The sequence below is a fragment of the Pantoea sp. AG1095 genome (assembly GCF_003208415.1).
GTDB lineage: Bacteria > Pseudomonadota > Gammaproteobacteria > Enterobacterales > Enterobacteriaceae > Pantoea > Pantoea leporis.
The window spans coordinates 191,111-208,445 of the sequence record NZ_QKMJ01000007.1 but is presented as its reverse complement, the minus strand read 5'-3'; the positions used below and the strand labels follow the sequence as shown (position 1 = coordinate 208,445).

General features: G+C 59.8%; 15 protein-coding genes. 9 read left to right on the top strand and 6 right to left on the bottom strand.

The annotated features are described in order from the left end of the window. Nucleotides 1-7 precede the first annotated feature (7 nt). The 7 genes from DEU53_RS15920 to DEU53_RS15890 all read left to right on the top strand — a co-directional run bounded on the left by DEU53_RS15920 (nt 8) and on the right by DEU53_RS15890 (nt 8,291). Entirely contained in the window at nt 8-1,870 is a 1,863-nt protein-coding gene (locus DEU53_RS15920; RefSeq protein ID WP_110867706.1) for an ABC transporter ATP-binding protein, read from the top strand. A gap of 21 nt (nt 1,871-1,891) precedes the next feature. Beyond that, nucleotides 1,892-3,433 (top strand): glutathione ABC transporter substrate-binding protein, encoded by a 1,542-nt coding sequence (locus tag DEU53_RS15915; RefSeq protein ID WP_110867705.1) that lies wholly within the window; start codon nt 1,892-1,894, stop codon nt 3,431-3,433. 266 nt (nt 3,434-3,699) lie between these two features. Continuing rightward, nucleotides 3,700-4,629: an ABC transporter permease gene (locus DEU53_RS15910; protein WP_008106670.1), complete on the top strand. Its 930-nt coding sequence runs from the start codon at nt 3,700-3,702 to the stop codon at nt 4,627-4,629. Then, entirely contained in the window at nt 4,629-5,513 is an 885-nt protein-coding gene (locus tag DEU53_RS15905) for an ABC transporter permease subunit (RefSeq protein ID WP_007891891.1), read from the top strand. Before DEU53_RS15910 ends, DEU53_RS15905 begins: the two co-directional genes overlap by 1 nt. 2 nt (nt 5,514-5,515) lie before the next feature. After that, the gene (locus tag DEU53_RS15900) at nt 5,516-6,556 is read left to right on the top strand and encodes a P1 family peptidase (RefSeq protein ID WP_110867704.1); all 1,041 of its coding nucleotides are present in this window, start codon (nt 5,516-5,518) and stop codon (nt 6,554-6,556) included. Further along, on the top strand, nt 6,556-7,377 hold the full coding sequence (locus tag DEU53_RS15895) for a M55 family metallopeptidase (protein ID WP_110867703.1): 822 nt from the start codon (nt 6,556-6,558) through the stop codon (nt 7,375-7,377). The genes DEU53_RS15900 and DEU53_RS15895 overlap by 1 nt, the downstream gene beginning before the upstream one ends. A gap of 77 nt (nt 7,378-7,454) precedes the next feature. Next, nucleotides 7,455-8,291, top strand: coding sequence for a fumarylacetoacetate hydrolase family protein (locus DEU53_RS15890; protein WP_110867702.1), 837 nt, complete (start codon nt 7,455-7,457; stop codon nt 8,289-8,291). A 150-nt stretch (nt 8,292-8,441) separates the two neighbouring features. Here DEU53_RS15890 and DEU53_RS15885 read toward each other — a convergent pair whose 3' ends face one another. From DEU53_RS15885 to DEU53_RS15860, 6 genes are all read right to left on the bottom strand, one after another. Beyond that, complete coding sequence (locus DEU53_RS15885) at nt 8,442-9,953, bottom strand: serine hydrolase (RefSeq protein ID WP_110867701.1); 1,512 nt, start codon at nt 9,951-9,953, stop codon at nt 8,442-8,444. Continuing rightward, entirely contained in the window at nt 9,950-10,690 is a 741-nt protein-coding gene (locus tag DEU53_RS15880; RefSeq protein ID WP_110867700.1) for an ABC transporter ATP-binding protein, read from the bottom strand. Before DEU53_RS15880 ends, DEU53_RS15885 begins: the two co-directional genes overlap by 4 nt. Nucleotides 10,691-10,827: 137 nt before the next feature. Beyond that, nucleotides 10,828-11,655 carry an ABC transporter ATP-binding protein gene (locus DEU53_RS15875; protein WP_110867699.1) on the bottom strand — a complete coding sequence of 276 codons (828 nt, stop codon included), beginning with the start codon at nt 11,653-11,655 and terminating at the stop codon, nt 10,828-10,830. Further along, nucleotides 11,656-12,555, bottom strand: coding sequence for an ABC transporter permease (locus DEU53_RS15870; protein ID WP_110867698.1), 900 nt, complete (start codon nt 12,553-12,555; stop codon nt 11,656-11,658). Continuing rightward, on the bottom strand, nt 12,552-13,562 hold the full coding sequence (locus tag DEU53_RS15865) for an ABC transporter permease (RefSeq protein WP_110867697.1): 1,011 nt from the start codon (nt 13,560-13,562) through the stop codon (nt 12,552-12,554). Before DEU53_RS15865 ends, DEU53_RS15870 begins: the two co-directional genes overlap by 4 nt. Further along, nucleotides 13,562-15,157 carry an ABC transporter substrate-binding protein gene (locus DEU53_RS15860; RefSeq protein ID WP_110867696.1) on the bottom strand — a complete coding sequence of 532 codons (1,596 nt, stop codon included), beginning with the start codon at nt 15,155-15,157 and terminating at the stop codon, nt 13,562-13,564. Before DEU53_RS15860 ends, DEU53_RS15865 begins: the two co-directional genes overlap by 1 nt. A gap of 198 nt (nt 15,158-15,355) precedes the next feature. Here DEU53_RS15860 and DEU53_RS15855 point away from each other — a divergent pair, with 198 nt between their 5' ends. Both DEU53_RS15855 and DEU53_RS15850 read left to right on the top strand, forming a co-directional pair. Further along, the gene (locus DEU53_RS15855; protein ID WP_110867725.1) at nt 15,356-16,411 is read left to right on the top strand and encodes a dipeptidase; all 1,056 of its coding nucleotides are present in this window, start codon (nt 15,356-15,358) and stop codon (nt 16,409-16,411) included. Nucleotides 16,412-16,413: 2 nt separating this feature from the next. Next, nucleotides 16,414-17,328 (top strand): LysR family transcriptional regulator, encoded by a 915-nt coding sequence (locus DEU53_RS15850; protein WP_110867695.1) that lies wholly within the window; start codon nt 16,414-16,416, stop codon nt 17,326-17,328. Nucleotides 17,329-17,335: the final 7 nt, after the last annotated feature.

The window sequence follows — 17,335 nt, the reverse complement described above, 5'->3', positions numbered from 1 at the left end:
AGCAACGATGACGGACACTTTACTCACATCCAACGCCGCCAGCGTTGCCGGTTCAGAACCGGTGCTCGCGATTCAGGATCTCAGCGTCAGTTTTCGCGGCCGTAGCGGCGAAAATCAGGCGTTGAAGGGCATCAGTTTTAACATTCATCAGGGCGAAATTGTCGCCGTGGTGGGCGAAAGTGGCTCGGGTAAATCGGTCACCTCGCTGGCGGTGATGGGCTTGCTGGCCGCATCCGGGCGTATCGATCGCGGCAGCATGCAGTTCCGCGATCGTCAGGGCAACGCGCATCAGCTTGCCACGCTGAATGAAACCCAGCGCCGTGCTTTGCGTGGCCGCGAAATGGCGATGATATTTCAGGAGCCGATGACCTCGCTCAATCCGGTGCTGCGCGTCGGCGATCAGCTGACCGAAGCGCTGCGTGACCATCAGATTTGCGACAAAAGTCAGGCCGACGCGCGCGCACGTGAATTACTGCGCCAGGTGCGCATCGCCGATGTGGATCGCGTAATGAAAAGCTATCCGCATTCGCTGTCGGGCGGCATGCGCCAGCGCGTGATGATTGCGCAGGCGCTGGCCTGCGATCCGCAACTGCTGATCGCCGATGAGCCGACCACCGCGCTGGATGTCACGGTGCAGGCGCGCATTCTGCATATCCTGCGCGACCTGCAACGCGAGAAGCAGATGGCGGTGCTGTTCATTACTCACGACATGGGCGTGGTGGCAGAAATCGCCGATCGCGTGGTGGTGATGCTGCGCGGCGAAGTGGTTGAACAGGGCACGGTAACTGAAATCTTCAATGCGCCGCAGCATCCTTACACCAAAGCGTTACTGGCGGCGGTGCCGAAGCTCGGCGATATGCGCGAACACGCATGGCCGCAGCGTTTTCCGCTGTTGGGCAGCAATGCCAGCGATAACAGCGAGCAGCGCACCGCGCGCTATGACGAAACGCCGCTGCTGGATGTGCGTGGCCTGAAAGTGTACTACCCGATTCGCAGCGGGATTTTCTCGGCGCTCACCCATCAGGTGCACGCGGTGGAGCAGATCGACTTCAGCCTGTGGCCAGGTGAAACCCTGGCGATTGTCGGCGAAAGCGGCTGCGGCAAATCCACCACCGGCCGGGCGCTGATGCGGCTGATTAACAGCGACGCCGACAGCATCCATTTCCAGGGCAATGAAATCGCCAACCTGAAAGAAGCGCAGTTCCAGCCGCTGCGCCGTGAAATCCAGATGGTGTTTCAGGATCCTTACGCCTCGCTCAATCCACGTCTCACTGTCGGCTTCACCATTGCCGAACCGCTGCTGCTGCACGGCAGGGTGAAATCGCTGGAAGAAGCGTCGCCGCAGGTTGATGCGTTGCTGAAAAGCGTGGGCTTATTGCCGGAACATGCGCGGCGCTATCCGCACGAATTTTCCGGCGGCCAGCGCCAGCGTATTGCGATTGCGCGCGCCATGGCGTTGAAACCCAAAGTGATCATCGCCGACGAAGCCGTCTCGGCGCTGGACGTCTCAATTCAGGCGCAGGTGGTGAACCTGATGATGGATCTGCAACAGCAAACCGGCGTGGCGTGGATTTTTATCTCGCACGACATGGCGGTGGTGGAACGTATCGCTAACCGCGTGGCGGTGATGTATCTCGGCCAGATTGTTGAGCTGGGCCCGCGCCAATCGGTGTTCAACCAGCCACAACATCCTTATACCCAACGTCTGCTGGCCTCGGTGCCGGTGGCCGATCCCCAGAACCGGCAACCCCGCACTTTCGAAGAGGGCGAAATTCCTTCGCCGCTGCGCAAGGTGGGAGAAACGGTCATTAAACCGCGTTATCGCCAGGTTGCCCCGCAACACTGGGTCGCTGATTTTGTTTCGCGCTAACCCTCAATACCAGGAGATTTCATGAACCCGATTTTTCGCCGTACTGCGCTTGCGCTGGGATTGACCCTCTCGCTGGCCGCCGCCGCTCAGGCGCAGGATCTGCGCATTTCGATGTATGCCGACATCACCGGCCTCGATCCGCACGATACCTCCGATAACGTCAGCTACTCGGTGCAGAGCGGCATCTTCGAGCGTCTGTTCCAGTTCGATGCAAAGATGAAGCTGCAGCCGTGGCTCGCCACCAGCTACACCAGCAACGACAGCGCCACCGAATTTACCCTGACGCTGCGTAAAGACGTGACCTTCCAGGACGGCACGCCGTTTGATGCTGAAGCGGTGAAAGCCAACCTCGATCGCCTTGCCGACCAGAGCAAAGGCCTCAAGCGCAACAGCCTTTACAAGATGATTGCTAAGGTAACGGTGCTGGCGCCGGATCAGGTGAAAATCGATCTGAACCAATCGTTTGGTGCCTTCATTAACACGCTGGCGCATCCGTCGGCGGTGATGTGGAGCCCGGCGATTCTCAAGCAGTATCCGGAAGAAGCGCAGCTGCGTCTGCATCCGGTCGGCACCGGCCCGTTCAAGTTTGTAACGTGGCAGCCGGGCAAAGCGGTGACGCTGGCGAAATACGACGGCTACTGGCAAAAAGGCTGGCCGAAAGTGGATAACGTGATCTTCTCGCCCAGCCCGGAAGATGCCACGCGCGTTGCGGCGCTGAAGTCGGGCCAGGTGGATGCGATCTGGCCGCTGCCATCCGATCTAATCGCCACCGTGCAAAGCGACAGCAAACTGGCGGTGCAGCGCGATCCGAGCATTTATCTCTATTACATGGCGATTAACACTCAGCACAAACCGCTGAATGATGTGCGCGTGCGGCAGGCGATCAACTACGCCATCGACCGCGATCTGTGGCTGAAAGTGGCGTTTGCCGGCATGGGTAAACCGGCCAGTTCAGCGATTCCGGAAGGCGTGCAGTTCTACCAGAAACAAGCTACGCCGAACTATCGCTATGCGCCAGATGAAGCCAAAGCGCTGCTAAAGGCCGCCGGTTATCCGAATGGCCTCGATCTTAAACTGTGGGTCACCAACGCCACCGCCAGCGTGCGTGCCGCACAGGTATTGAAAGCGCAGCTGGCAACGGTGGGCATTCGCGCCACGGTCACGCCGATGGATTCCGGCACGCGCAACGCCAAACTGTGGGGCGTGAAGGACCCGAAACAGGCGGAATTTGATCTCTACTACGGCGGCTGGTCGACCTCAACCGGTGATGCCGATTGGGCCTTGCGTCCACTCTACGCCACCGAATCCTGGGTGCCGACCTCGTATAACGTTTCGTACTTCAGCAACGCCGAAGCCGACAAAGCGATTGCCGGTGGCTTAGCCACCGCCGATCCGGCCAAGCGTGGTGAAGCCTACGCCGAAGCGCAGAAAGTGTTGTGGAAAGAGGCACCGGTAGCGTTCCTCGGCACGCCAGACAACCTGGTCGGCAAACGCAGCACGCTGAGCGGTGTGTCGATGCTGCCGGATGGTAACTTCCTGTTTAATCAGGCGACGTTTAAGTAAAGGTTGGGTGGGGTTGGGGGCTCGCTGTCCCCCTACGAATGTGCTTGCTGTCCCCCACGAATGTGCTCGCTGTCCCCCTCCTCGGTCCTCCCCCATAAATGGGGGAGGAAGATGCTGCCACATGTTAGTGATAAAGCTGCATGTGGCAGCATCTCCTTCCCCCGCAAGCGGGGGAAGGCCGGGATGGGGGGCAGCCAGCACGGTCTGGGGGCTGCCAGCACCATCTGGGAGCAACCAGCACCATCCCAAAAAAATAAAGGAACCGCATGTTCGCATACATCATTCGCCGACTGCTGGAGATGATCCCCGTATTGCTGGTGGTCTCGCTGCTGGTCTTCGGCTTCATCAAACTGCTGCCAGGCGACCCGGCGCGTATCTACGCCGGGCCGGATGCGCCTTTGGCCGCGGTGGAAGCAGCGCGTCAGCATCTCGGACTTAACGATCCGCTGCCGCAGCAATATATCAACTGGATCGGCGGCCTGCTGCGTGGCGATCTGGGCGTCACTTATCGCACCCAACAGCCGGTGCTGGACGTGATCAAACAGGGCTTTATGCCGACGCTGTGGCTGGCGCTGGCCGGGTTTGCCTGGTCGGTGATTCTGGGCTTATTCCTCGGCGTATTTGCCGCACTGAAACGCGGTAAATGGCAGGACTGGACCTTAATGAGCGTCGCCGTCGGCGGCATCTCCATGCCCACTTTCTGGCTCGGTCTGCTGCTGATCCAGTTCGTCGCCATGCCGTTTGGCCTGTTTTCCGTCAGCGGCTTTAACCAGCCCAGCGACATCGTGTTACCGGCGATCACGCTCGGTTCCTCGGTGGCAGCGGTGATGGCGCGCTTCACCCGCTCGGCGTTTCTTGAAGTGGCGCAGGAAGATTACGTGCGTACCGCCAAAGCCAAAGGGCTGCGCAATCGGCTGGTGACATGGAAACACGTGATGCGCAATGCGTTGATCCCGGTGATCACCATGCTCGGTTTGCAATTCGGTTTCTTACTCGGCGGATCGATCGTGGTCGAAAGCGTGTTCAACTGGCCGGGATTGGGCTGGCTGTTGATCGAGTCGATCAAGGCGCAGGATCAGCCGGTGATCCAGGCATTAGTCATGCTGTTCGTGTTTGAATTTATCGTCATTAACCTGCTGGTCGATCTGCTGTATGCCGTGGTCAACCCAGCAATTCGCCTGCGACAGGAGCCCTGATGAGTCTGCAATCTCTGCCTGCCCACGCGCAGGAGGCGATCCGTTCGCCGTGGCGTGATTTCCTGCACGCGCTGGTGCGTAATCCGCTGGCGCTGGTCTCCGGTGGCTTTGTGCTGCTGCTGGTGCTGGTGGCTATTTTCGCACCCTGGCTGGCACCGTGGGATCCGATGGCGCCGGACTGGATGGCGCTGTCATCGCCGCCGTCCAGCACGCACTGGATGGGTACCGACGAACTCGGTCGCGATCTGTTTAGCCGCATCATCTTTGGCGCACGCATCTCACTGTACGTTGGCGTGCTGTCGGTAACGCTCGGCATGGTGGTGGGCGTGCTGCTGGGCCTGCTGGCGGGCTATTACGGACGCTGGATCGATATGTTGATTATGCGTGGCTCCGACGTGCTGTTCGCCTTTCCCGGCATGCTGCTGGCGATTGCGGTGGTAGCGATTCTCGGTCCGGGACTCAACAACGTGATCATTGCGGTAGCCATCTTCAGCGTGCCGGTATTTGCCCGTATCGTGCGTGCTTCTACGCTGTCGCTGAAACAGGCGGCGTACGTTGAAGCCGTGCGCTGCGCCGGTGCGCCGGATCGCGTGATTCTGCTGCGCCATATTCTGCCGGGCACGCTGTCAAACGTGATTGTCTATTTCACTATGCGTATTGGCACCAGTATTCTGACCGCCGCCGGGCTGAGTTTTATCGGCCTCGGCCCGGAACCCGATGTGCCGGAGTGGGGCAATATTCTGGCGATGAGCCGCAGCATGATGATGGCGGGCTTGTGGCACGTCAGCGTGTTTCCGGGTCTGGCGATATTTATTACCGTGCTGGCGTTTAACCTGCTGGGTGATGCGCTGCGCGACACGCTCGATCCCAAACTGAAGAGCTAAGCATGGACTTTCAACAACTGCAGCGCGACCTGCTGCTGCAACGCTGGCGCAACGAGCGTCAGCTGGGACAACCGCGCAGCGCCAGCGGGCCAACCAATCGCATCAGCGATGTGCCGGGCGTGCGCGTCGGTCACTACACGCTAGCCGACGGCGAGCGACAAACCGGCGTTACCGCGATTGTGCCGCCGGGCGACAATCTGTTTATCCAGCCGCTGCCTTGTGCGGCGGCGGTGTTTAACGGTTTCGCCAAGCCGGTTGGCCTGGTGCAGGTTGAAGAGTTAGGCGTGCTGCAAACGCCGATTCTACTGAGCAACACGCTGGCGGTTGGCACGCTGTTTACCACGCTGGTGCGCGATGCCATCAGCCGCAACCGCGAGTTGGGCCGCAGCTTGCCCACGGTCAATCCGCTGGCGCTGGAGTGCAATGACGGCTGGCTTAACGATATTCAGGCGCTGGCGATCACCGAAGCGATGGCGCAGCAAGCACTCTATGACGCCACGGCAGATTTCGAGCGCGGCAGCGTCGGTGCCGGGCGCGGCATGAGCTGTTTCAGTTTGAAAGGCGGCATTGGCACGGCATCGCGCAGTATTCCGTCGCTCAACGCCACGCTGGGCGTGCTGGTGCTGGCGAACTTTGGCGCGTTAACCGCGCTGACGCTGGATGGCGTACGCTTGGGTGAAATGATCGCGCCGCTGCTGCCGGAACTGACGCCGCAGCGCGATGCCGGTTCCATCATCATTATTATGGCGACCGATGCGCCGCTTGATGCACGTCAGCTGAAGCGCGTCGCCAAACGCGCCGGTGCCGGTTTGGGACGACTAGGCAGTTATTGGGGCCACGGTTCGGGCGATATCGCACTGGCGTTTTCCACCCAGCCGCAGCCGCAACCGCCAGAAGAGTCCACGCTGGAAGCGCTGCTCGCCGCCGCCGCCGATGCCACCGAACACGCGGTGCTGGATGCCTTACTCAGCGCCGAATCTGTCACCGGTTTTCGTGGCCATCATCGGCCGTCGTTAACGGAAGTATTGGATAAATTAATTTGATGAAAATCTTTATCTCAGCCGATATCGAAGGCATCGCCGGCGTGATGCGGCCGGAACAGTGTTCACCCGGCCACGCCGAATACCAACTGGCGCGTGGACTGATGGAACAGGAAGTTAACGCCGCAATCGATGGCGCCTTTACTGGCGGCGCAACGGAAGTGGTGGTGGCCGACAGCCACGCGCAGATGACCAACCTGCGTGCGGAAAATATCGATCCCCGCGCGCGCATGGTGCAGGGCAAACCGCGCGGCTTATCGATGGTAGAAGGCATTGAGCAGCAGCCGTTTGATGGCCTGTTCTTTATCGGCTATCACAGCGCGGCGGGTGAACCGGGTGTGCTGGCGCACACCATTAACGGCCGTGCGTTCTGGCGCATTCACATCAACGGCAAGGTGATGGGCGAAAGCGACATTTACGCTGCAGCCGCGGCTGAACAGGGCACGCCGCTGTGGCTGGTGAGCGGCGACGACCAGCTTAAAGGCTGGATTGCCGAGCATTATCCTTCGGTGGATTACGTCTGTGTGAAACGCGCCATCTCGCACACCTGCGCCGAATCCATTAGCCCGCAGGCAGCGCAAAATGCCATTCGCGCTGCAGCGACGGCCGCCGTGCAACGCAAACGCCAGGTCAGCACCACGCGGCTGAGCGCGCCCTATGAGATGCAGCTGCAAGCCAGCAAACCGGTGCTGGCGGATCTGTTCAGCCTGATCCCCGGCGTGACGCGCATTGACGCGGTCACCGTTGGCTATCGCGCCGATGACATGAACACGTTGATTAGCCTGCTGAGCGCCTTCTCCTATCTGGCGACCACGCAGTCGTGATTTTCATCAGGTCGGTCCGCATTTCCTGCTGAATTTTGCTAACCTGCGCGCAATTTATAGATCACAACGAGGCAGTCATGCAGCTCTGCAGTTTTTATCTTATTGAACAGCAAAGAAAAAGTTACGGTATTGTGCAGCAAGAGGGCGTGATTGATATCGGCTTGCGTCTTGGCGCTGACTGCCCGGACCTGAAAACCTTGCTGCAACGCGGCGCGTTAAGCGATCTCGACGTCTATGTGTCACAGCCGATTGATCACCCGCTTAGCGCCATTCGCTTCCTGCCGGTGGTGGAAAATCCTGGCAAAGTGTTCTGCGTTGGCATGAACTACGCTGACAAACGCAAAGAGTTTGCCGAGACCCTTGAAGCGCCGACGCTGTTTGTGCGTTTCGCGGATTCGCTGGCGGCGCACCAGCAGCCGCTGCTGAAACCCGCTACCACGCAGGAATTTGATTACGAAGGTGAGCTGGCGGTGATCATCGGACAAGCGGCCTATCAGGTGAAAGCCGTCGATGCGCTGCAGCACGTTGCGGGCTACAGCTGCTTTATGGACGCCACGGTGCGCGACATGCAGTTTACCTGGTTCACCGCCGGGAAAAACTGGCAGCAGACCGGCGGTTTCGGACCGTGGATGACCACCGCTGACGAGATCCCCGATCCGCAGCAGCTGGCGATCAAAACCTGGCTCAATCAGCGCGAAGTGCAGAACGACACCACCGCCAGCATGGTGCATCCGGTGGCGAAGATCATTGAGTACATCTCCGCGTTCAGCCCGCTGTCGCCAGGCGATGTGATCATCACCGGTTCACCGGGCGGCGTCGGTAAAAAACGCACGCCACCGCTGTTTATGTTCCCCGGCGATGAGATTGAAGTCGAGATTGAGAAGATAGGACGCCTGCGCCACCGTATCGCCTAAATGCGCAATAAATTGCGCCGCTACTAATACGTGCACATACCGTAGCGGCGCGATTCATCGCGTTGTTTTGACTTTCGTGCACCGACACGACATTGCGCAATAAATTGCGCCGCTACGGTATGTGCGCTCTGTTTGACCATTACGCGATTTTCAACGCGTAAACGTCACCACGCGGCTGCGGTTCAACAGCAGCCGCAGCGTGTCGCCTTCGCGCGCAATCGCGAAGCGCTTCTCCCAAGGTCCATCCTGCGCGGTAGCTAATAGGCGATCGTTGCCCAGCGACTGCAAACGCGCACGAATCGCCGCCGGGCCGATGCCCATGATTAAGCTGTCGCCCTCAATCACCAACTCGCTGCGCCACTGCGGCGCGAACCAGCGGCCCTGCAGATGATCGAGGCTGGCCTGATCGGCCTGCACCGGCACAAAACGTCGGGCGGCATGACCAATCTCTCCCACAATCGCCGCGCCAGCATGGCGTAGTTGCATCGGGAAAGTGCTGGAGAGCGACACCGCCGTGCCGTGCACATCGTCACGCCACAAGGTTTCGCCTGCGCCGAGCCAGGTGGCGGTCGCGCCTTTGATTTCCAGCCAGTCGGCGGCGTCTTCCGCCACGTAAAGTCCGGGCGTTAAATCGTGTCCTTTCTCCGGTAACGCGCGATTGAGCAGCGCCGCCATCACGCGCAGCACGCTTTCCGACGTGGTGACATCTTCGCGGTTGGCGACCAGCGCCACGCCGATTTTCAGCTCCGGATGCAGCAGGAAATAGCTCTTATAACCGGCATGCGAACCGCCGTGACCGAACAGCGTCTGGCTGCCAAGCGTCGAGCTGGTGATGCCCAAACCGTATCCGCTGGTGCGACCATCGTTGAGATTGCGCGGCGCGCTCAGGCGCTGCAGCACGCCCGCGCCCGGCCCGCTATCGGCCAGCAGGCTTTGCAGCCAGCGCGTCAGATGATTCAGGCTGCCAGTGACGCTGCCCGATGCCGAGAGATGCAAACCGGCGCTGGAGAGCTGCCACTGCGCGCCGTTTTGCCAGTAGCCGGGCACTAAACCGGGCACAATATCGAACCAGCTTTCCGGCGCAATCAGGTTGATGTCCAGCGGATCACAGATGTACTGCTGCAGCAGGTCATTGAATAACACGCCTTTGGCTTTCAGCGCCTCTTCAACCAGCCGATAGCCGGTGTTGGTGTAGGAGATTTCGCTGCCGGGCGCGTAGTTGAGATCGCCTTCGCGCGCGACAAAATCCAGCAGGTCGTCGGCGCGGGTGGCGTTGTACACCGACAATCCCAGCAGCGATAAGGTTTCGCGCACGTCCGGCAAACCGCTGCTCATATCCAGCGCCTGTCCGACAGTGATCTGGCCGTTGGCGCCGCGCAGCTGCGGCAGATGCTGCACCAGCGGATCGTCGAGCTTGAGATAGCGGCGTCCCGGTCCGGTCACCAGCGCGGCAAACAGATGTTTGGTGATGGAGGCGAAACGCACCACGCTGTCGGCGCTAAACGGCGTTTGCTGCGCCAAATCGGCCAATCCGGCGCAGTGCGTTGAGTGAATCTGCTGCGCATCAAACAGGATCATCGCACCGCCCGGCGCGCCTGGCTGTTGCCAGCTTTCAGTGATCTGTTGTGCGACATCCGCGGCGCGTTGCCAGTAAGCGGTCATGCCGGTTCCTCCAGCGTCATGCTGAGATCGAAAAGTTGGGCGGTATGTGGATGCTGGATGCGCCGCGCGCGCAGATCGTCGGCGCTCAGCTGTTCCACCATCTCGCCATTCTGCATCACGCCAATGCGCTGACACAGATGCGTTACCACCGCGAGGTTATGCGTCACCATAATGTAGGTGAGTTTGCGCTCGCTGCGGAGATCGCTGAGTAAATTGAGGATTTCGGCCTGCACCGACACATCCAGCGCCGAGGTCGGCTCATCCAGCAGCAGCACTTCCGGTTCGGCGATCAGCGCGCGCGCAATCGCCACGCGCTGACGCTGGCCGCCCGACAGCTGATGCGGATAGCGGAAACGCACCGACGCGGGCAACCCCACTTCGCTTAACGCCTGGCTGATGCGCTGTTCGGCGCGATCAAGCTGATGCACCAGCAGCGGTTCGTGCAGGATGCGATCGATGGTCTGGCGCGGATGCAGCGAACCAAACGGGTCCTGAAATACCATCTGCACCTGACGATAGAAGGCGCGGCTGCGTTTGGCGCTGAGCTGCATGCCACCAAACAGCATGCTGCCTTGCCAGTCGGCATTCAGTCCGGCGAGCGCGCGCAGGATGGTGGATTTGCCCGAGCCGCTTTCACCGACCAGGCCAAAGCTTTCGCCGTTACCGACCGAGAAACTGACGTCTTTTACCGCCGTGTGCGCACCGAAGTTGATGCGCAGGTTATCGATTTGAATCATGGGAAGCCTGTTTTCATTTTTCACGCACCATTCCGTAGCGGCGCAATTTATTGCGCAATGCCCGGATGAGCACGGTGCCAACATCAAAATGCGCGATGAATCGCGCCGCTACGCATACGGAGCGGCTTGAAACTGCGTTAGTTGCGCCACGCGGCATCGCGCTGCAATACGGGTAAACGCTCGCGCGGATGGCGCAACGACGGCAAACACGCCAGCAAACCGCGCGTATAGGGATGCTGCGCCTGCTGCAACTGCCCGGCATCGAGCAGCTCAACGATGCGGCCGGCGTACATCACCGCCACGCGATCGCAGAAGTGCGACACCAGCGGCAAATCGTGGCTAATCAGAATCAGCCCCATGCCGCGCGCCGACACAAGCTCATCAATCAGCTTAAGGATCTCCGCCTGCACCGTGGCATCCAGCGCGCTGGTGGGTTCATCGGCGATCAACAGTTCCGGATCGGGCGCCAGCATCATGGCAATCATCACGCGCTGGCCCATGCCGCCCGAGACTTCATGCGGATAGCGTTGCGCCACGGCTTCAGGGTCGCGAATCTTCACCTGCTCCAGCAGCTCAATCGCCGCCTGCATCGCCGCTTTGTGGCTGCCGCCTTTGTGCTCGCGCCAGGCTTCGGCAATCTGCTGGCCGATGGTCATCACCGGATTAAGCGAATATTTCGGGTCCTGCAGGATAAAACCGACGCGCTTGCCGCGAATTTTGCGCAGCACTTTCTCGCTGGCTCCGCGCAGATCGATGCCGTCAAAGCGCAGCACGTCGGCGCTGACTTCCGCGTTGCCCGGCAGTAGCTGCATCAGGCTGCGCGCGGTCAGTGACTTGCCGGAGCCGCTTTCGCCGACAATGGCAAACTTCTCGTGGCCAACGCTAAAACTGACGCCGCGCACCGCTTCAACGGTTTCGCTGCGCGAGCGGAAGGCAACGCGCAGGTTCTCAATTTCCACCAACATTTAGCGCTCCTTGGGATCCAGCACGTCACGCAGACCGTCGCCGAGAAAGTTGAACGCCAGTGACGTCAGGAAAATCGCGATACACGGCATTAATGGCACCCACCATTCGCTGAACAGGAAACGACGCGCGGTGGCGATCATCGTGCCCCATTCCGGTGACGGCGGCTGCGCGCCCATGCCGAGAAAACCGAGGCTGGCAGCGGTGATGATGATGGAGCTCATGTCCAGCGTGACGCGCACAATCAGGCTCGGCACGCACAGCGGCATGATGTGGCGCAGAATAATGCGCAGCGGCGAAGCGCCGGTCAGACGGCTGGCGGCGATAAAGTCGCTGTGGCGGAACTGCAGGGTTTCGGCTCGCGCCAGACGCGCATACGGCGGCCACGACGTCAGGGCAATCGCCAGAATCGCGCTCTCCACGCCGGGTTTTAGCGCGGCGACAAACGCCAGCGCCAGAATCAGACGCGGAAAGGCGAGGAAGATGTCGGTCAAACGCATCAGCGCTTTATCGATGAAACCGCCGGCATAGCCGGCGATGCAGCCAATCAGCAGACCGAGCGGCGCGGTGAGCAGCACCACGGCGATCACCATGCCGAGCGTGGTGCGGCCGCCGTAGATAATGCGCGTCCAGACATCGCGCCCCAGCTCATCGGTGCCCAGCCAGTGCGCGGCGGAAGGGGCCGCCAGACGGTTTTCCAGATGCTGCATACCGGGTTCGAACGGCGTCAGCCACGGCGCAAACAGCGCCAGCAGCAGCATCACCGCCACCACCAGCAATCCGGCCATCGCCAGCGGATTACTGCGCAGGCTGAGCCACAGGCGATAACGCCGGCCCCACACCGCCTGGCGGCGATTGGCTGGCGTGTCGTTGAGCAGCCATTCTCGTGAGAAGAAGATCATTTTACGCGCGGGTCCCAAAGTCGATAGAGAAGGTCAGCCAGCTGATTGAGCAGCACATACACGGTGCCGACCAGCAAGGTGGCGCCGATCACCGGGTTCATGTCGGCGTTCATCAGCGATGTGGTGAGATATTGGCCGATGCCGGGCCAGGCGAAGACATTTTCCGTCACCACCGCGCCCTCCAGCAATCCGGCGTAGGTCAGCGCCAGCACCGTGACCAGCTGAACCGCCACGGTGGGAAACGCATGCCGCCAAATCACCCGCCGTGACGACAAGCCTTTGGCGCGCGCGGTGATCACGAACTCGCCGCTCAGCGCGTTGAGCATAAAGGTGCGCGTCATACGCGTGATGTAGGCCATGCTGAAGTAGGCCAGAATCAGCACCGGCTGCGCCATGTGGGCCAGCGCATCCCAGAAGGCGTCCGTTTCTCCGGCCAGCAGCGAATCAATGGTGAGGAAGCCGGTGACCTGCGGCACCATATCCTGCCAGATGATGTCCTGCCGACCGGGGCCGGGCGCAATGCCGAGCACCGCGTAGAATATCAGCAGGCTCAGCAGCGCCAGCACGAATACCGGCAGCGAATGGCCGGCGAGACAGATCACGCGAATGGTTTGATCGACCCACGAACGTTGTCGTACCGCCGCCCACACGCCGAGCGGAATGCCGATCAGCGCCGCGATGACGATGGCCGCCGTTGCCAGCTCCATGGTGGCGGGGAAGAAGCGGGCGATATCGGTAATCACCGGATTCGAGGTGAGAATCGATTTACCGAGATCGCCATGCAGCAGTTGATTGAGGTAGTGACCAAACTGCACGTAAAGGGGCTGATCCAGCCCCATTTCCGCACGTACGCGCTCAACCACCGATTGCGGTGCGTTATCACCGACCGCCGCCAGCACCGGATCGGTGGGCATGACGCGGCCAATGAAAAAGGTCAACACCGACAGACCAAACAGCGTCAGCACCAGGCTTCCCAGGGTGCTGACGATTCTCTTCAGTAACGGCATCAGGCTTTTTTCACCTGCGCATACGGCCACTGCTCCAGTACGGTCATGTGGACATCACTCAGCGCTTTGCTGGTGGCCACGTTTTTGGTCTTTTGCATCATGAAAATAAACGGGCTCTTCTCGCGGCCTAACTGCTGAATCTGCTGATAGAGCGCGATGCGCTTCGTCGGATCCGGCTCATGCAGCGCCTGCTCGGTGAGTTTGTTAAATTCATCGTCTGACCAGCTGCAGCGCCACGCCAGCGTTCGCGCACGCGCGTTATCGCTGTTGTCGGTGTTAACGCAGAAGGCTTCGGTGTTGGAGTTGGGATCAAAGTAATCGGCGCCCCAAACCGTCAATGCCAGCTGATGCTGACGCGCACGCATCTTGGTCAGAACCTGGCGGTTTTCGGCGGCGATCAGTGACACTTTGATGCCAATCGCGCCCAATTGCGTCTGAATTGCCTGCGCGATGTCCGGATAGGGTTGCATGGAGTAGTGATCGAGGGTGATTTCGAAACCGTCCGGATATCCCGCTTCGGCCAGCAGCGCTTTGGCTTTCGCCACATCTTTGTGGAATGGCGTATCGTCCAGCGCCGCCGGGAAGCCGCTCGGCAGGAAGCTTTGATGGGTAACAAAACTCATCGACAGAATGTTTTTCTGAATGCTGTCGTAATCCAGCGCCCACTTCAGCGCCTGCCACACCTGCGGTTTTTTCAGATACGGATTATTGGTGTTGCACGACATCAGCATGATGGCCGACAGCGACTGATTCACCAGCGTCACGCTGCTGTCGTTTTTCACCTGCAGCAACTGTTCGGTGGTGAGGTCGTATGCGGCATCAACATCGCCTTTTTTCAGCATCAGCGCCTGCGCGGCTGGGTCGGCGATGTGTTTGAGGATCACGCGTTTGGTTTTGCTGGCGCCTTTATATTGCGGGCTAATCTCCAGAATCACCGTTTCGCTGGCATTCCAGGTGCGCAGGGTAAAGGCACCGGAACCGGCGCTGTGCTGTTTCAGCCAGCCGTTACCGAAGTCATTGTTCTGCTGGTTCGCCAGACAGGCTTTCTTCGACACGATGCTGCCGACGGTGGCGGACAAGCAGTAGAGCAGGAAGGTTTCGGCCGCCGGCGCGCCGAGTTTCATCTCCACGGTGTGCGCATCTTTCGCGGTGACCCGCTGCGTCACGTTGTCTTTGGTAAAGCCGAACTGGTTGATAATAAAGGCCGGGCTCTTATCCAGCTTGACGATACGCTCAATCGAGAACGCCACGTCTTCTGCGGTAAGCGGCGAACCATCGGCGAATTTGGCCGCCGGATCGAGATGGAACGTGTAAGTGCCGTTATCGCTGCTGACGTCCCAGCTTTGCGCCAGTTGACCAATCACTTTATCGGCTTGCTTAGGATCGGGCGTGACTAAACGTTGATAGAGGTTGCCGCAGATCTGGCCGCCGGTGGCTTCGAAGCTTTCGTGTGGATCGAGGCTGGTGATGTTATCGAGCTGCATCGCGATCACCAGCATGGTCGGTGGCGTCGCGGCAAAGGAAGAATTCAGGCTGAGGTAGGAAACAACAGGTACAGCAGTGCATCCTGCAAGAAAACGTCTTCTGGTAACCATGTAAACTCCCAACTTATTGATAATTAAAATAAAAAATCGTTATTTGATTGTTTTTTGTCTTGACTTTAGGCACCCACCGGAGGATTAATACCGGTTCTACGTCCTTTGTTTCACGCGTGTGGTTTTGCCCTTTTATGGTGCAATTTGCTCCGCCAGCTGGCAGTGCTGCGCTTTCCCCCGAACATGGAACTGAACAACATGTCTGACTCGATTACCCTCGATATTCCGGTCTTTGACGGCCACAACGATGTGCTGAATAAGCTGTGGCAGCACCATCAGCCGGACGCGGTTAATGCCTTTTTTACTGGCACCAAAACGGGCCAAATGGACTTGCCGCGTATCCGTCAGGGAAATATGGTAGGTGGCATTTTCGCCACCTGGGTGCCGTCCCACCCTCTGATTGCAAGAAGTGCGCCAGACCTCGCAGATTTTCCTCAGGAAATTATCAACTCAGCGCGCGACGCGACCTTTTCCATGCTGGCGCTGCTGCTGCGCATTGAGCAGGCCTCGAATGGCCAGGTGAAGATTTGCCGCAGCGTGCGCGAGATTCGTCACTGCATGGCGAACAAGGTGTTAGCGGTGGTGATGCACGTCGAAGGTGCGGAAGCGCTGGATACCCACGGCGAGCTGCTCGACATGCTGTATGCCAGCGGCTTGCGCACGCTGGGACCGCTGTGGAGCCGCCCGAATCAGTTCGGCGACGGCGTACCGTTCCTCTATCCCTCGTCGCCAGATATCGGCAACGGCCTGACGGCAGCAGGCAAGCAGCTGGTGCGCGACTGTAATCGCCGCCGCATCATGGTCGACTTGTCGCATATGGATGAGAAAGGCTTCTGGCACACCGCGGAAATCAGTGATGCGCCGCTGGTGGCGAGCCACTCCAACGCGCATGTGCTCAGCGCGCAGTCGCGTAATCTCACCGATCGCCAGCTGGCGGCGATTGCCGAAACCAACGGCTTTGTCGGCGTCAATTTTGCCGTGCCGTTCCTGCGTGAAGATGGCGATCGCCATGCGCCGACCGGCGTCGATGCCATCGTGCGTCACGTTGAGTATCTGCTGGAAAAAGTGGGGGAAGAGGGCGTCGGTTTTGGTTCGGATCTCGATGGCGCCACCATGCCAGGCGATTTTAAGGACGTGGCCGGATTCCCGCTGCTGGTGCAGGCGCTGGCGCAACGCGGCTATTCACGCGAGCTGCTGGAGAAGATTTGCCACGGCAACTGGCTGCGCGTGCTTGAAGCCACCTGGGGCGAATAATCATGCGGCTGCGGCATATTGAAGTCTTTCAGGCGATTGTGCAGACCGGCAGCATCAGTGCGGCGGCGCGTTTGCTGAATGTGTCGCAGCCGAATGTCAGCCGCGTGCTTAATCACGCCGAGCAGCAGCTCGGTTTTGCGCTGTTTGAGCGGCGCGCGCAGGGCATGGTGGTGACGGCAGAAGGGCGGCGCTTGCTGCCGGAAGTGGAAGATATCTATCAGCGTTTACAGGCGATTACCCAACTGACCGAGCAACTGCGGCGCGGCGAAGGGCAAACGGTGCGCGTCGGTGCTGCGCATGCGTTTGGTCAGATGGTGTTGGCGCCCGCGCTGGTGAACTGGCGGCAACAGGCGGCGTCGGTCAGCGTGGAACTGGTCACCGAGCACTTCAGCACCTTGTGCCGCATGCTGATGGATAATCAGCTCGATTTCGCGCTGGTGTTTGGTCAGCAGGTGGATGCCGATTTACTGGCGGAACCGCTGTTTCAGTCGTCGATGGTGGCGTTGCTGCCGCGCGATCACACCCACCATGAGCCGGTGACGCTGGAGTGGCTGTGCGCCAACAACCTGTTGATGATGCAGAATCAGGATCCGCTCGGTCGGGTGCTGCACCGCGCGCTGCGCGATAAAGGGCTCAATCCGGCGGTATCACTGTCGATTAAAACCTATTCGGTGATTGCCGATATGGTGCTGGCGGGCGGCGGCGTCGGGATTGTCGATCTGTTTACCGCGTGCCGTTATGCCGACCAGCTCAAGTTGTTGCCGGTCGCGCAGCCGCTACCGTTTGAAGTGATGTTAATCAGTCGCCGCGATCAACCGCAGTCGCAATCAACGCTGCAGCTGAAACAGGTGATTCGCAACAAGCTGTGGGAGATCGCGCGCCAGTGTGAATCGCAGTTTTTTACCCACCCGGCATAACGCCAAT

Bases quoted from the DNA above. Each gene is read 5' to 3' on its own strand.
- DEU53_RS15900 (WP_110867704.1), top strand. From the start codon at position 5,516: ATGGACTTTCAACAACTGCAGCGCGACCTGCTGCTGCAACGCTGGCGC.
- DEU53_RS15875 (WP_110867699.1), bottom strand. From the start codon at position 11,655: ATGTTGGTGGAAATTGAGAACCTGCGCGTTGCCTTCCGCTCGCGCAGC.
- DEU53_RS15920 (WP_110867706.1), top strand. From the start codon at position 8: ATGACGGACACTTTACTCACATCCAACGCCGCCAGCGTTGCCGGTTCA.
- DEU53_RS15905 (WP_007891891.1), top strand. From the start codon at position 4,629: ATGAGTCTGCAATCTCTGCCTGCCCACGCGCAGGAGGCGATCCGTTCG.
- DEU53_RS15880 (WP_110867700.1), bottom strand. From the start codon at position 10,690: ATGATTCAAATCGATAACCTGCGCATCAACTTCGGTGCGCACACGGCG.
- DEU53_RS15855 (WP_110867725.1), top strand. From the start codon at position 15,356: ATGTCTGACTCGATTACCCTCGATATTCCGGTCTTTGACGGCCACAAC.
- DEU53_RS15890 (WP_110867702.1), top strand. From the start codon at position 7,455: ATGCAGCTCTGCAGTTTTTATCTTATTGAACAGCAAAGAAAAAGTTAC.
- DEU53_RS15870 (WP_110867698.1), bottom strand. From the start codon at position 12,555: ATGATCTTCTTCTCACGAGAATGGCTGCTCAACGACACGCCAGCCAAT.
- DEU53_RS15885 (WP_110867701.1), bottom strand. From the start codon at position 9,953: ATGACCGCTTACTGGCAACGCGCCGCGGATGTCGCACAACAGATCACT.
- DEU53_RS15860 (WP_110867696.1), bottom strand. From the start codon at position 15,157: ATGGTTACCAGAAGACGTTTTCTTGCAGGATGCACTGCTGTACCTGTT.
- DEU53_RS15910 (WP_008106670.1), top strand. From the start codon at position 3,700: ATGTTCGCATACATCATTCGCCGACTGCTGGAGATGATCCCCGTATTG.
- DEU53_RS15850 (WP_110867695.1), top strand. From the start codon at position 16,414: ATGCGGCTGCGGCATATTGAAGTCTTTCAGGCGATTGTGCAGACCGGC.
- DEU53_RS15865 (WP_110867697.1), bottom strand. From the start codon at position 13,562: ATGCCGTTACTGAAGAGAATCGTCAGCACCCTGGGAAGCCTGGTGCTG.
- DEU53_RS15915 (WP_110867705.1), top strand. From the start codon at position 1,892: ATGAACCCGATTTTTCGCCGTACTGCGCTTGCGCTGGGATTGACCCTC.
- DEU53_RS15895 (WP_110867703.1), top strand. From the start codon at position 6,556: ATGAAAATCTTTATCTCAGCCGATATCGAAGGCATCGCCGGCGTGATG.